Origin of the sequence: uncultured Holdemanella sp., assembly GCF_934772795.1 — a bacterium.
GTDB lineage: Bacteria > Bacillota_I > Bacilli_A > Erysipelotrichales > Erysipelotrichaceae > Holdemanella.
The window spans coordinates 40,860-54,212 of sequence record NZ_CAKVMR010000001.1; the positions used below are offsets into that span (position 1 = coordinate 40,860).

Genomic DNA, 13,353 nt, shown 5'->3' on the forward strand with positions numbered 1-13,353 from the left:
GGAGAGACCATGCAGAACAACGTACAAACTATTAACGGTGTTACTTGGTTCGATTCCCTAGAAGAAAGAAATGCTTTCTTAAAACAAAATGGCAGACATGAGTTCGTATTGGAAAAAGCAGCATACAATGCAAAGCAGTATTTAATGCTTCTTGATGTTATCGAAGAAAAAACGCAAATTGACGTTTATTCAAAATTGGATAGCGGTACTTTGCTATACGGGTATGTAGTTCTTGAGCCTAAACAGAAATACAAGATTCCCGAAGATAAAGTCTTGTTAGAAGCACTTAGAAATAAAACTATCCAAAAGAGATATGATTCAACAATGGAGCAAATCTTAAAGGAAGCTAAAATTCCATACGAAGTCAGAAAATGTAATTCATGTGGGGGAAGAATTCAAAAATTATTCTATAAGCCAGTAATCGTAGTAGAAACGGAGACTAAGAAATAATGCCACAAAAGAAGATTCCAACATATGTAACAAGCATTAAAGATAGCCTTGAACGTAGAAAAAAAGGCAAAGCATTTTATGACAATGCAATCACTTTATCGAACGTAGATAAAGAAAACCATTATGTCAGTGTGAACCTATCATCAGGGTACGTAGAAAACAAGCCTACACGTCTTATTGACGAGGGGGCAATAACGTATGAGAGCGGAGATGATATTCGTCTATACATCAAAAAAGGGGCAGTACAAGCGTTCTACGATAGCTTGAGTTCTGATTATGTAGGATATATCAATCTAGCACACATTGACATTACATCACTCCCTTTAAATTTAGGTACATGGACTAAAGATGATTTAACAGTTGTCGATATTGGGGATGGAAGAAAAGGTCTTGATGTAAACGTCAAACTAAACAGGGAATTGCACATTGTGCAAGATTTATTGAAACAAGAAATACCATTGTGTATTAGTGCAGAACTGAGAGGAACACTCGATTTTGAATCGTCATTCAAATTTAATGCACCTTTCTACAACGAAATCGAGATTGCTGGTTTCTCAGTTGTTGCAAACCCCGCCAATGTAAACAGTACAGGCGAAAATTTGAACAGTAAAGGAGACTCAGAAATGAACCTATGGGAAAAGATTTTAAAGTTGAGTTCTGAAAACAAAGAAGAAAAGAAGAATGAAGCTTTAGAAAAAGAGGAAGAAAAAGAAGAAAAAGAACCTTCTAAAGAAGAAAAAACACCTGAAAGTAAAGAAGAAGGAGCAGAAAACAAAGAAGAAGCTAAAAAAGGCGAAGAAACATTAGAAACTGTTGAAATGTCTAAGGATGACATGGAAAAAATCAACAAATTCATGGATGCCTTTGAAGCTTTAAGCGCAAAAGTTGAAGCATTAGAACAAGAAAATGCCGAATTAAAAGAAAAATTAAAAAGTTCTAAGAAAGAAAAAACAGAATTTGAAAAGAAAGCAGAAAGCACATTAGACAGATTGTCTAGTTTGATCTCAGGACAAGCTAACGATAAAGAAAAGAAAGAAGAAAAATTAGCTTCTACTTCTAAAGTTAGCGGAGATATGTGGGGATAGGAGGTAAACCATGTTAGATTTATTATTTACAAATCCTGATAACACATTATTAGAAAAAATGGCAGTTACACCAGGAATGGTAGAACGTCTAAGTTCTAATATCGAGGATTTAACATCATTCTCAAGAGCTTATATTGATTATGAAAAAGCAAGACAGAATTTAGCAGCAGATGCTTCTAAATCAAATGTAGGAACAGTTGGTATCGGTACTGATTACTCAGATAACTCACCAGCCAACCCATTCCAAAACGTGTTCCCATTGGTTTCTTGGTTAATGAACACACCTGCTTCACGCAAGATGCAAGGTGCTATGAACCGAGGAGCATGGAGCGTAACAAAAAAAGAAGATGGCAAATTCTATATTCAGTTGCCATTCACATACGGAACAACAGAACCTAAATCAACACAAGGTGAATGTTGCTGGGTTCCATTAGATTTAGCTAAATGCGGTAGCAATGCACCATTAGCATTATTGTGTTTAAAGAGCTGCGAACCTATTATGGATAGCTTAGTTAACGAAACACGTAAAATCAAAGCTAATGACATGGTTTGCTACTTCCAACGTGAAGGAGAAACTATTAAAGAAGCTCAGAAACGTATGGATTTGATTTCAATGGCATACTTCACTGCTATTAACGTTATCTTAGGAACAATGGCTACAGGTACTGCTACATTAAAACCATTCCATGGATTATTGGAAGTAATGGAAGATAAAGCAGTTATCAAAATCGTAGGTACAAATGTATTATCTGCATTTGATTCAGTTGGACTACGTTTGGCAGCATTAGGAGATGGCGATTATAAATTCGCTTGTCACCCATTAGTACTTGAAGGTATCAAGTCTGTTATTGTTCCAGGTAAATTCAACGGAGAATATCCTGATGGATGGACAAAATCTCAGAACGGAGAAGTTGCTTATAAAGGACATGGATTTATCGCAGATAAATTAGTTCCATGCGACATCACAAAAGGTACAGGTGATGTATGGGTATTGGAAGGAAATACAGTAGGTTTGGTAATGGGAACTACTTTCCAACCATCTGAAAAATTCCAACGTCATACATTCGGTGCTACAGATACTCCATCCGAAGGATGCGGTACTCAGTGTGACTACTACTACAACTTTGGATGTGCATTTGGAACAGATGCAAACAGATTAATGGTAATCCAAGGTATTCCAATGTCAGCAGCTACATTAGGAGATACATTAAACGGATTAGACCTAGTATTGAAACCAACAACAATCGTACCAATCAACATTGGTGAATAATGTACGAAAAAATTGTCGAACAATTGAAAGACTATTGTTCGTGCATAAAGGAAAGCGATTTAGAAGCAGGTAAACTTGAAAAGAATGTTGGAGAACTAATTGATTTAATTAGTACCATCACTTGTTGGAAAAACCATCCTTGTGAGACTTTCCTCTCATCTCAAAGAGAGGAAGTCTTTGATGTTGGTGAATTTAAGAAATGTGGGTGCGATTCAGGAATTGTACGTATACCGCTATTCTATCCAATGATTGACCCAACAACGATTGAGGTATCTGTTATCACTAGAGAAAGAATTACATTTACTACCCACAAACTAGAAGTCGATAAAGATTTTTCTTACAACCCATACGAAAGTATCGTGTACGTTGATTTATCTAATATCGACTACAAAGATGTGTGCAATTGTGGATGTGATGAATTGTCTAAGATCGTTGTCAGTTATGTAGCTGGATATGAAGCGATACCTGAATGTCTATTGCCTGTATTCTGCGACTTCCTACAGTTCGTTATCGCAATGAACAGATGCGAATGCGGATGTAGTTCATGTGAAGAAACAGATGGTAGTGATGTTCTTATTTCAGAAGAAAATTCTGATGCTCAGATTTCGATTAGTATGTATGTTCGTGAACATATTACAAAAGCATACTCTGAACAGTTAGGTATCTTATCAGTATGTAATTCAAAAGACATATGGGTTGGTGATGTTGTATGAGAATCAAATATATTGGAATGAAAAGTTCCATGAAGAAAAATGGATGCCCTGTATGCGGTGCAAAAGCCAAATCAAACATATCTTACGAATATTCAAAACGTATGTGTTTGCCTAGTGGCTTAGTAAAAATCTTCCTTATGAACAAAACTGAGGAAGTATCGTATGAAGATGGTGTATTCCTAAAAGGCTTTAAATACGTCTATGGAGGCAAAGTATATTACCCCTTTATCGAGGTGTAGGAAATGCTAAAAGGTCTCTTAGAAGATGTTATAGAAGTGTGTGAAGAAGAATTTGAAGGATTAGCTAGTGAATTAGAAGAAACTATGCGAGAAGAAGCTCCAAGAGGGAGTAGGTTCTATGCTCAGGAAATGACGAGTATGCCATGGAATGAATATAGACCAGGTGCTTTAAAGGATTCAATCACGAAAGAAAAAGTATCTAATACCGAATATCTAATCGGTGTAGATGCAGACAAACTAGAAAAAGATTCTAGAAACCCTTCTCACGTTGATTACTCCCCAATGGTACAGAACGGAACAAAACGAGTTTATACATTAGTTCGTAAAAACGGAAGTCCGTTTGTTTGGGTAGATGAAATGGGAAAGAAACACTTTGCATACAAAATTAAGATGCCACCTAGAAAGGCAAATGATTTTGTTGCTAGAGCGGTATCTAGATTTGATGCAAAAGTTAAATAAAGGAGATTAAAAATGGAAGAAAAAGTTGTAAAAGCTAAAAACACTCCTGAACAAAAAGTAGATGTTCAAGCATTTGTTTCACGCAAATTAAACGCTTTAAATCAAGTAGGCGGTGCTAAAGCAGAACGTGCTATGGAGCGTGTACTAAAAGCTACAATGGGAGGGAAAAAGTAATGCCTAACTGTAACATTAACAAAATCATTAGTGACAAATTAAGTGTCTCTAAATTAACTAAAACTCAAGAAATTGATATTACTATCATGAGTGATATTGATGCTTGTTTAAAAATCAACACTCGTAAATTTGAAAAGATTACAGGTACTGCAAGTGCTTATACATCACGTACTATTGCACCTGATTTAATCAACGTTTGCGAATCATTTGGATGCAAGAATACAGGTACATTGTTCATCACTTCTAAAGAAACTGATGCAACAGGCGGAGAAGGAAACAAAGTACACACAAGCGGTGCAGTATTTAAAGCATTGAAGAATGCATTAGACTTTGCAGCAGGTGTTGTTTACTACTATGTAAATGTTCCTCAAGCTGGTACTTATACAATCACAACAAAGATTTCAGATGTTTTAGATCATGAAATGACTAACACAGATGAATACACAACTACTTTAAAAGCAGATAAAGAAGGCTTCTATCCTGTACAGATTGATTTATCTACTGTACCTACAAAAACATCAGGAAAAGGATGGGAAGCAAGCACATCAGGTGTTCGTTTAAGTATTGAAGTAGCATTAACAGATAAATCAGGAGATAGTATCTTGATTGGTCTTTCTTCAATTTCTTTCTTTGAAGAATTTGCGGACTTAGATTCTAACAACGATATTAAAGTAAGCTGCTTATCAGGATTTGATGGTGACGATACTGTAGACCCTGTAGATACAAGTTGCTTTGATGATTCTTATGATGATGATTCTGCTTCTATTGAGCGTTCATTTACAGGTACTCAACTAACATCTAACTACTTAACTATGAACCCATTCATTGGCAAGGGAGATAAATCTCAAGGCTTTATGATGCGTACTCAGGAAGTAGTTATTGAAGCAGATAAAGAACATCCTGAATATGGTTCAATCCATATTGCAGACCACTATGTTGAAGAATGTGGATTTATCTATGCAGCATTGAGTGACCAATGCAATATCACAGATTCTACATTGAACCGAATCAACACTCCATTATTGGCAAACTTAGACGAGTCTCAATACCAAGTATTGAACAGTAAAATCAATCCAAGTTTAGATGTTGAAGGTTCAAAAATCTACTTCAACAAAAACTTAGTAGGTAAAACATTAAAAATCTCTTATCCAATGACTGTTGATGTATTGCAACACTATGTAGCAAACAACGATAGCTTAAAGAATAAGAGAGCAAAAGTTACAATCCCTCGTTATAGAAGCGATGGAACTGTAGAAGTATTTATTTACCACAATGCAAAAATTACTTCATTCCCAATGGGTATCCCCGATGACGGAGCGTTTGAATTTAGTTTAGCGTTCAAGAAAGATATTCGTGGAAACTGGTATGAAGTATATGTAGTAAACAAAGCTAACGCTAATTTATAGAAATTGAGAGGCAAATGAGATGGAAGAACAAAAGATTTTAGAACCAACACAGTTAAATGCCATGATTGAAAAGTTAAAAGTAGCTCGTGAGGATGATACTCCTCACGCAGTCTATGGCAATGGTGGTGAAATTGCAGTTGTTGGTGATGCAAATAAGACAGATGTTAAAACAATTGATATTGAAGTGAATTTCAGATTCACTGAAAAAGAAATCGAAGAACATAAAATTGATGTTCCTGAGAACGCTAAAAGAGTAGGGCAATACGTTATGTTCGATAAGAAGTTTGAAAATCTAACATTATCTCCTAGACAAGATATGAAGATGGTAGAAGCTTTAATCGAAGTAAAACCATTGCTATTGGATGCAGAACAAATCCTAGACCCATATAAAGAAAAATTCCAAGAAATCGAGGAATACTATGGTCACAAATTCATTGAAGGAAAAGATGGAAACGTTACAACAGATGCAGATGATGAAGAAGTGAACAAAACTATGGTTCAGATTTATGAAGCATATATGAATGAAGCGAATGAACAGATTTTCCATTTATACGCTCAATCTTCTACAAATTTAGTTGATGGACTTTATAAAGTTGTTGCAATTTTCTTAGGATTAGATGAATTTTATGAGGATCACATGATGCAATATTCAGTTTTAACTTGCATGATTAGTCTAATTATCAAATATCCTGAATTATTCAATGAGGTAGAAACAGTTTTTATCAAATAATTGATAAGGGGGATGATAAAAGGGATTCGGTAAAAAAAGCAAAGACTTATTTTGCAGAACTAAATCTTTATTCAACCATGGCTCATTATGTCGGTAAAGTTCTAAAAATACGCCCCAATGAGATATTAGACCATTGGGGTGTTTCTGAATTAGTTGTTGCCTTTGGGTACTACGCAAATCTACAAAGCGATAAAACATGGAATGAAATTAATGAGGCGAATAAAAACTCTACGAAGAAAATACCTCAGATTGACAGATATACGGTTCATTTCATGCAGAAAACAGATTTAGCGAAGGAGTCCGAAGATGTCAGTACGTGAAGTCGGTGCTAGGTTAGTCCTTGACATTAAGGATGCCGAAGCAAGAATAAAGCAACTTGAAAAAGAGTTAAAAGAAATTGAAAAGGTAAAACTCAAATTTGACGCTAACACCCAAGAATTAGAAAGAATTAAGGCGAGATTAGAAGAAATCAAAAAGGAAAAGGAAGCTTTAGAAAGACAAAAGCTTGCTATGAAAGTAGATTTAGATAATCTAGCTAATTTCAAGAATCAATTATTGGATATTAAAGATGATATTAGTGAGCTTAAAAAAGAGTTATTAGCCTTGAGTAATAAAAAGCTTTCTATTGATATTGATTTAAAAGCTAATGCCAACGAAATTCATGATGTCATTAACGACATGACACTAGGTGAAAACGATAAAAGTGTTAAGCTTAAAGACCTATACAGTGCACGTGAAGCTCTCAAATACGATATGCGAGAGGTTGGCATTGAAATTGATGAAGTACAAAAGAAAATTAACAATCTTAACAAAGAAAAGATAAAGATTGAAGCGAACATCAGTGAATTAAATGATGCTCAAAAATTGGTTGATGAGATTGATGATTCAATCGCAGATTTAGATAAAGAAAAAATCAAATTAGAAGCTGATTCTTCTAAGTTAGAAGATGCAAATAAAAAGCTAGATGAAACAATCAAAAAAGAGAATGATGTAAGAAGCACAAAAGCAGACATTGAGTCTCAAGTTATCGGCTATCAAGATAGCTTGAATAAACTAAACAATCTTCAAAAAGCTGCTAAAGCTTTGAAAACTGCTAGTAAGATTACATTTGATGTTGGAAATAAAATGTCAAATCTAGGCTCTGGTATGTTGAACATTGCCAAGAATTTCCAAAACAATCCAATAGGAGATATTGGACGATTCTTAGTACAAGGTGTTGGATATTCTAGCTTGTATAGATTGGTTTCAGGTGCACAAAACACTATTGGAAACGCAGTTTCAAATGGTGTTAAGAGATATGATACTATCAAAGTTGCAAAAAGAACATTGTCCACTGTAGTAGGTGATGTAGACGATTCTACAACGAAAATCCAAAAGATGATTGATAACCTTGATGAAAGCATTTTGGGCCTACCAACCACTTTAGACGATGCTCTAAGCCATGTTACGAGATTTACTTCAATCAATCATGATTTAGATAGGTCTCAAAAGCTATTCTCGGCAATTAATGATTCCATTTTGACATTTGGTGGAGATTCTGAGGGAGTAAACAATGCGGTTACTCAGTATTCTCAAATCATGGGTTCTAAAATGGATGCCCGTACATTGAGATCAATGGAAGATGCAGGTATGACACCAGCCTTAACTGCTATTGCAAAGAAATTTAATATGTCATTTGCAGAGTTTAGAGAAGCGTTTACAGGTTCAAATCCAACTATTTCATTACAACAATTTGAGGATGCCTTAATTGAGTTGGATGAAAAAGGCGGTGGTGGCCTAGATTCATTAGCTACTATGGTTAAATCGTCTGTAGCCACAATCGGTAATGCTTTTGACTTAATTCCTAAGAGATTCAGTAAAGCCGAAGAAAAGTGGTTAGGTGAATTAGATGAGGTTTCTACAGAGTTAACAGGTTCTACAATCTACGGAAATATCTACAAACTTTCTCAAAAAGTTGAAGGCTTAGGAGATATAGGAGCAAACTTCATTAGAAGCCATAAAAAAGAAATTGGCGAAGGTATAGACTTCATTAAAACGAAGTTTACTGAATTATGGAGCGTTTTAAAAACATTTAGCTTCAAAGATTTTATTGGTGGATTTAAACAAGGATTAGAAGATTTCAAAGGAGCAATTGATTTCTTCAAACCTCTTGTTAGTGGCCTATATAATTTCGTGAAAGATAAAATCACTGAAATGGGAGATGGAAGCTTTTCTAAAGGATTAGGACGTTTCGTATCAGACTACATCCAAATTGGAATTGGATTAAAATGGGCTGGTAGATTAATGAAACTTGGAAGTGGTGGAATTGGTCTTTTAGGAGATTTATTAAACATTGCTTCAAAATTCAAAGGAAAAAGTTTCAATATTCCTTTCCTAGGAAAACTAGGAAGCAAATTTAGTTCTATTAAAGATGTGTTCAAAAGTTCAGATGAGATTACTACTGCGGTAGGTACTCCAAAGACTTTTGATGCAGTTGGATTTAAAAATAAACTATCTTCATTAGCTATCATAGCTGGTGGAGCTGGAACAATCATTCTTTATTGTAAAGCTATAAAGGAAATTGAAAAGAATGTTCCTGATGACATTACTACATTGCCTATGCGATTAACAAATCTATTCTCTGTAATGGGATTGATGATGGGATTTAACGCACTTAATGCAGCAGTCTCAAAAGCATTAGAAATGAATAACGCTCTTACAGGATTGGCAATGATGATTGGTCAGGGCGGTTCTTTATGGCTATTTGCTAAAGCAATGCAAGAGCTAGACAAAACAATGCCTGATGGATTCGACACGTTCAACGATAAGTTATTAGGCTTATTTGAATGTATAGGTGCTATGACACTTATTACAGGAATTCAAGGCGGTGCTGGAGTCTTAACAGGTGGAATCACTACATTAGCTCAAATATTAGGCATGATAACAACAACAGGATTGGCTGGTACGTTGATTGCTTGCGCTAAGGCTATGCAAGAAGTAGATAAGAATGTTCCTTCAAACACAAAAGGATTGAAAAAGAAAATCCAAGGTATCATGGATGTTATTGATATGTTTGAAGGTGGAGGAACATATTCTTCATGGTGGAGTCAAGTTATTAAAAGCTCTGAGTCTTTGTGGAAGAACATGGAAACATGGAATATCACTAGGATTCTAAAGAAACTTGTTACAATTGGAGAATCAATTTCAAAAGTACAAGAAATGAGCATTGATAGCAGTTCTTTCAACGATCAATTCAAAGATATTCAAGAAGTTATCAAGAGTATTAATGACTTTGAGTTCCCAACAGTTAGTACATCTAGTGCAACAAACATTGCAGATGCAAACAGTATCGTTAAGAACTATACAACAATGGCTTCTAGCTTATCTAAAATGTCTAATATCAACGGAAGTTCAATTAACGTTGAGAATTGTACAAGCATTTTAAAGAATGTAGCTAGTGTTGTTGAATCAATGAAGAAGATTGTTTTCCCTGATGTTACAAAGAGTATTAAATCTAATTTAAACTCTACAAATGCTCAGGAGTTCTTAGATACATTGAAGATTTTGGAACAGATTGTACCTGAATTTGGAAACTTGCAAGCAACGATTGCTAACAATCCTTTACCAAATGCAGAGGATATTAAAAAGACAATCACTAGTATTTCTCAAGCTATTGGCTATATTTCTGTAGCTGGAGTTGGTACAGGAAAAGACAAGAATATGTTGTCTTACAACTTGAGACAAATGCCTGATTCTAAGCTATTTACTAACGCATTGGATGCAATTACAACTTTAGGTGATATAATCCTAAAATTTGGAACTTTGAATGTTTATTCTGATGGTTTTGATTTTAAAACGCTAAGAGCAAATATCAAAACAATTGGAGATACAATCAATGATTTAGCAACTAACAAAGGATTGACAGAAAATCTAGAGAACATGGACACAGTTAAAAAGACGGTTTCTAAATTAAATAAAACGTGTGAGACTTTAAACTCTATCGTTGGATTAAATCTAGACTTTGTTAAGGTTGGAGAAGTCACAACAGGTATTCAAACGTTCCTAGACAATGTTAAAGGATTGAAGGTTGGAGAAGCTACTACGGATGTTGTTAAGGAAGTAAACTCAATCGTTAATTCATTCCACAACATGGCCACAACTTTATCTAACATGAAATCGGAATTTAATACTTCGGGTACAGAAATGGCCAACGGAATTATTGAAGGCTTCAAAAGCATTGATATTGAAGGTTCATTTGGAACTAAGATTGATAATGCTAAAACTACATTGAAGAAGAAAAGCTTCAAATCAGTAGGTAAGAAGTTTGGAAAAGACGTTGTGAGTGGATTCAGTGAAGGTATCTCTAATATGTCTAGTTCAATCTCTAATCAGATTACTATGATGTATGGATATTCAACACGATTCACAGATTTAGGACAATACTTAGGAAGTGCATTTAAAAATGCGTTCAACAATCAATCGGGAAACATTAATACAGGTGGTACAACTACTCCTACAGTAAACAGAGGTAACGAATCAAAAGGAAACAATCTTAAGTTTGCTAAGGGTGGCCCAGTTTACTTAAAAAAAGGTGGACAACCTATCGTTATGAAACCTAGCGGAACAGATACAGTACCTGCTATGTTGACTCCTGGTGAGTATGTGATGAAACGTAGTGCAGTTAAGAACGCAGGTCAAAGTTTCTTGGACAAAGTAAACAACATGGACTTGAAAGGTGCGTTCAGAGAATTGTCTACTAGATATGGTTCTCATGTTGGAAGTGTTGTTAATAAAAATGTGACTATCAACAATAACGATAATCGTGTTACGAATAACAGTATTGCTTTCAACGAAGGAAACGAAAGAAGGCAGGCTATCAAAGTAGGTAGATGCTTGAGAGGTTTGGCATAATGAATTGTTATAACTTAAACCCTTTAAAAACATACGTTCAGTTCAATGATCTTGTAATAGACAGTGCAGAGGAGATTTCCTCTGCCTCTCTAAAGCAAGATACAAAGACTACAACGCAAGAATATAGTTACGGACATGGTAGTTATGTAGCTTTCCAAAAGAATCAACAGTTTCTTACGGAAGGTGATTTGTCCTTAACATTGAATTTTAATTATGAACATTTTCATGATGAAGATAGAAGATTCCTACGTGACTATTTCAATTTGAATTTGCTTAAGCCAGGAAGATTATGGGCAATTCAAGATAACAAATTGATTTGGGCATGGGCCTATGTCACAGGATTTAGTGAAGATTACAAAAAATACCAAGGCTATCTATCAATTGACATTGATTTCAAACTTTGGGAAGGTGTATGGCATATTGCAGACACAAAGAAAACATTCTTAGTTCCTTATTCTGTATGTAATATCCTTGATTGTGAGGATTTCAGAGATGCTCAAGAATGTGTATCGTGTTGTGTTGCTTGTCCTCCTGATATGGAAACTTGCAATTCATGTTTATGTGATTGTGGAGACATTACAGAGGAAACATCTTTATGTGTAATGGGAACTAAGGCATTGGAAGATTTTATGAATTGTGGCAATTCATACAAGATTGTCTACGATTGCATCAAAGGTGAACAAATTTTCGGTGATGATTTGATTAAGAATAAAATCTGTAAAAAAGATTATTGTGTCGAATCAATTGCTGGAAGATTCTACAGCGGAACAATATTAGATACAGATAAGGTCAAATTGATTCTAGATGGTAAATTCCAAAACCCTGAAATTGAAATCAACGGAAACAAGATGATGATTCTAGGGGAATATGATGGAATTTTAACACTTGATTCAAGTTGGAACTTATACTTTACCGCAGATGGATGTTGTGCATCAGAGGAAGTCGATTTAGATAATCTAGTAATTGAAGATGAATTTGGATTCACAGTACATCATGGAATGAATAGATTAGTTGTCACAGGCTCATGTTGTAAGATGGCTTGTGTATATATAGATGTTGATGAACTTACAAATTAAGGAGGCTTGCAGTGGCAAATGTAAAGAGTTATTGCACTGCTTGTGGAAAGCTAAAAGATAGCAGTGCAGAGTTTATCCAAAATGGTGTTACAGATTCAATCTGTACGTCTTTAGGAAACGATACAGGCTTAAATCCTGATAATGGCAATAATACGTGTACAGACATGGAAAATGCCAACGATTGCCTTACAAAAGGCTTATATGACATTATAGATGGATTTGATTTGTGTGATTGGAAATTATTCATGAGCCAATACGCTAACAATGATTACAACATGAAAGCAGCTATGATTTGTTGGATGTGTGGATTGCAAGACCAGTTGTATAATCTTCAACTTCAAAATTTAGCAATTGAAACACAATATACTATTCAACAGTCTACACCTGGATTGAGCGTTGAAATTGACAGACAAGGTAATTTCACATTCAAGTATTCAGATTGGATTCACACAAGTGGATATACGAAGGTAGCAGATGGAGTCATTACAGGAAAAGTAGATTTCTGTATGAAACCTAATAAAGATAAGAGTGCTACATACAAATTCAATAGTGTTACATTGAAACACTATTCTTATAAAATGACAGGAGTTCAAGCTGGTTCAGCTCCTACTGTTTCAATTCGTGTTCCTAATAAGAGTGGATCGTTGGTATATCAAAAAATCACAAATGCTTCATTTGAAGAAGATATTAACAAAACAGTGGAATTAAGCATGAGTGGAACAGTAAAAGCTGGAGAAACAACGAATTGGTTGCAATTCCTTTCTATTTATGTTGATTGGCTAGAAGATGATGAAATATCTCTACACACTCGTTTTGTAAATGATAACAAAGTAAATTTCGTTATCTGTAGAGATTAGGAGG

Annotated in this window: 13 protein-coding genes; all 13 read left to right on the forward strand. The window is 34.9% G+C overall.

Features of this window, described 5'->3' with window-relative positions; all coding sequences use genetic code 11:
• Positions 1–9 precede the first annotated feature (9 nt).
• Entirely contained in the window at positions 10–450 is a 441-nt protein-coding gene (locus Q0F04_RS00310; RefSeq protein ID WP_295748810.1) for a hypothetical protein, read from the forward strand.
• On the forward strand, positions 450–1,535 hold the full coding sequence (locus tag Q0F04_RS00315; protein WP_295748812.1) for a hypothetical protein: 1,086 nt from the start codon (positions 450–452) through the stop codon (positions 1,533–1,535). The genes Q0F04_RS00310 and Q0F04_RS00315 overlap by 1 nt, the downstream gene beginning before the upstream one ends.
• Positions 1,536–1,545: 10 nt before the next feature.
• Complete coding sequence (locus Q0F04_RS00320; RefSeq protein WP_295748815.1) at positions 1,546–2,805, forward strand: hypothetical protein; 1,260 nt, start codon at positions 1,546–1,548, stop codon at positions 2,803–2,805.
• Positions 2,805–3,518, forward strand: a complete 714-nt coding sequence (locus Q0F04_RS00325; protein WP_295748817.1) for a hypothetical protein — start codon at positions 2,805–2,807, stop codon at positions 3,516–3,518. Before Q0F04_RS00320 ends, Q0F04_RS00325 begins: the two co-directional genes overlap by 1 nt.
• Complete coding sequence (locus tag Q0F04_RS00330; RefSeq protein WP_295748820.1) at positions 3,515–3,757, forward strand: hypothetical protein; 243 nt, start codon at positions 3,515–3,517, stop codon at positions 3,755–3,757. The genes Q0F04_RS00325 and Q0F04_RS00330 overlap by 4 nt, the downstream gene beginning before the upstream one ends.
• 3 nt (positions 3,758–3,760) lie before the next feature.
• Positions 3,761–4,216 (forward strand): hypothetical protein, encoded by a 456-nt coding sequence (locus Q0F04_RS00335; protein ID WP_295748823.1) that lies wholly within the window; start codon positions 3,761–3,763, stop codon positions 4,214–4,216.
• Between the two features lie 12 nt (positions 4,217–4,228).
• Positions 4,229–4,390 carry a hypothetical protein gene (locus Q0F04_RS00340; protein ID WP_295748826.1) on the forward strand — a complete coding sequence of 54 codons (162 nt, stop codon included), beginning with the start codon at positions 4,229–4,231 and terminating at the stop codon, positions 4,388–4,390.
• Complete coding sequence (locus Q0F04_RS00345; RefSeq protein ID WP_295748828.1) at positions 4,390–5,796, forward strand: hypothetical protein; 1,407 nt, start codon at positions 4,390–4,392, stop codon at positions 5,794–5,796. The genes Q0F04_RS00340 and Q0F04_RS00345 overlap by 1 nt, the downstream gene beginning before the upstream one ends.
• A gap of 19 nt (positions 5,797–5,815) precedes the next feature.
• Positions 5,816–6,526, forward strand: a complete 711-nt coding sequence (locus Q0F04_RS00350) for a hypothetical protein (protein WP_295748831.1) — start codon at positions 5,816–5,818, stop codon at positions 6,524–6,526.
• 77 nt (positions 6,527–6,603) lie between these two features.
• Positions 6,604–6,846 carry a hypothetical protein gene (locus Q0F04_RS00355; protein ID WP_295748833.1) on the forward strand — a complete coding sequence of 81 codons (243 nt, stop codon included), beginning with the start codon at positions 6,604–6,606 and terminating at the stop codon, positions 6,844–6,846.
• A complete protein-coding gene (locus Q0F04_RS00360) occupies positions 6,833–11,416 on the forward strand; it encodes a tape measure protein (protein ID WP_295748835.1) in 4,584 nt (1,527 codons plus the stop codon). The genes Q0F04_RS00355 and Q0F04_RS00360 overlap by 14 nt, the downstream gene beginning before the upstream one ends.
• A complete protein-coding gene (locus Q0F04_RS00365; RefSeq protein ID WP_295748838.1) occupies positions 11,416–12,492 on the forward strand; it encodes a hypothetical protein in 1,077 nt (358 codons plus the stop codon). The genes Q0F04_RS00360 and Q0F04_RS00365 overlap by 1 nt, the downstream gene beginning before the upstream one ends.
• Positions 12,493–12,503: 11 nt before the next feature.
• On the forward strand, positions 12,504–13,349 hold the full coding sequence (locus Q0F04_RS00370) for a hypothetical protein (RefSeq protein ID WP_295748840.1): 846 nt from the start codon (positions 12,504–12,506) through the stop codon (positions 13,347–13,349).
• Positions 13,350–13,353 lie beyond the last annotated feature (4 nt).

Coding starts and splice junctions, on each gene's coding strand:
- Q0F04_RS00310 (WP_295748810.1), top strand. CDS start 10: ATGCAGAACAACGTACAAACTATTAACGGTGTTACTTGGTTCGATTCC.
- Q0F04_RS00315 (WP_295748812.1), top strand. CDS start 450: ATGCCACAAAAGAAGATTCCAACATATGTAACAAGCATTAAAGATAGC.
- Q0F04_RS00320 (WP_295748815.1), top strand. CDS start 1,546: ATGTTAGATTTATTATTTACAAATCCTGATAACACATTATTAGAAAAA.
- Q0F04_RS00325 (WP_295748817.1), top strand. CDS start 2,805: ATGTACGAAAAAATTGTCGAACAATTGAAAGACTATTGTTCGTGCATA.
- Q0F04_RS00330 (WP_295748820.1), top strand. CDS start 3,515: ATGAGAATCAAATATATTGGAATGAAAAGTTCCATGAAGAAAAATGGA.
- Q0F04_RS00335 (WP_295748823.1), top strand. CDS start 3,761: ATGCTAAAAGGTCTCTTAGAAGATGTTATAGAAGTGTGTGAAGAAGAA.
- Q0F04_RS00340 (WP_295748826.1), top strand. CDS start 4,229: ATGGAAGAAAAAGTTGTAAAAGCTAAAAACACTCCTGAACAAAAAGTA.
- Q0F04_RS00345 (WP_295748828.1), top strand. CDS start 4,390: ATGCCTAACTGTAACATTAACAAAATCATTAGTGACAAATTAAGTGTC.
- Q0F04_RS00350 (WP_295748831.1), top strand. CDS start 5,816: ATGGAAGAACAAAAGATTTTAGAACCAACACAGTTAAATGCCATGATT.
- Q0F04_RS00355 (WP_295748833.1), top strand. CDS start 6,604: ATGGCTCATTATGTCGGTAAAGTTCTAAAAATACGCCCCAATGAGATA.
- Q0F04_RS00360 (WP_295748835.1), top strand. CDS start 6,833: ATGTCAGTACGTGAAGTCGGTGCTAGGTTAGTCCTTGACATTAAGGAT.
- Q0F04_RS00365 (WP_295748838.1), top strand. CDS start 11,416: ATGAATTGTTATAACTTAAACCCTTTAAAAACATACGTTCAGTTCAAT.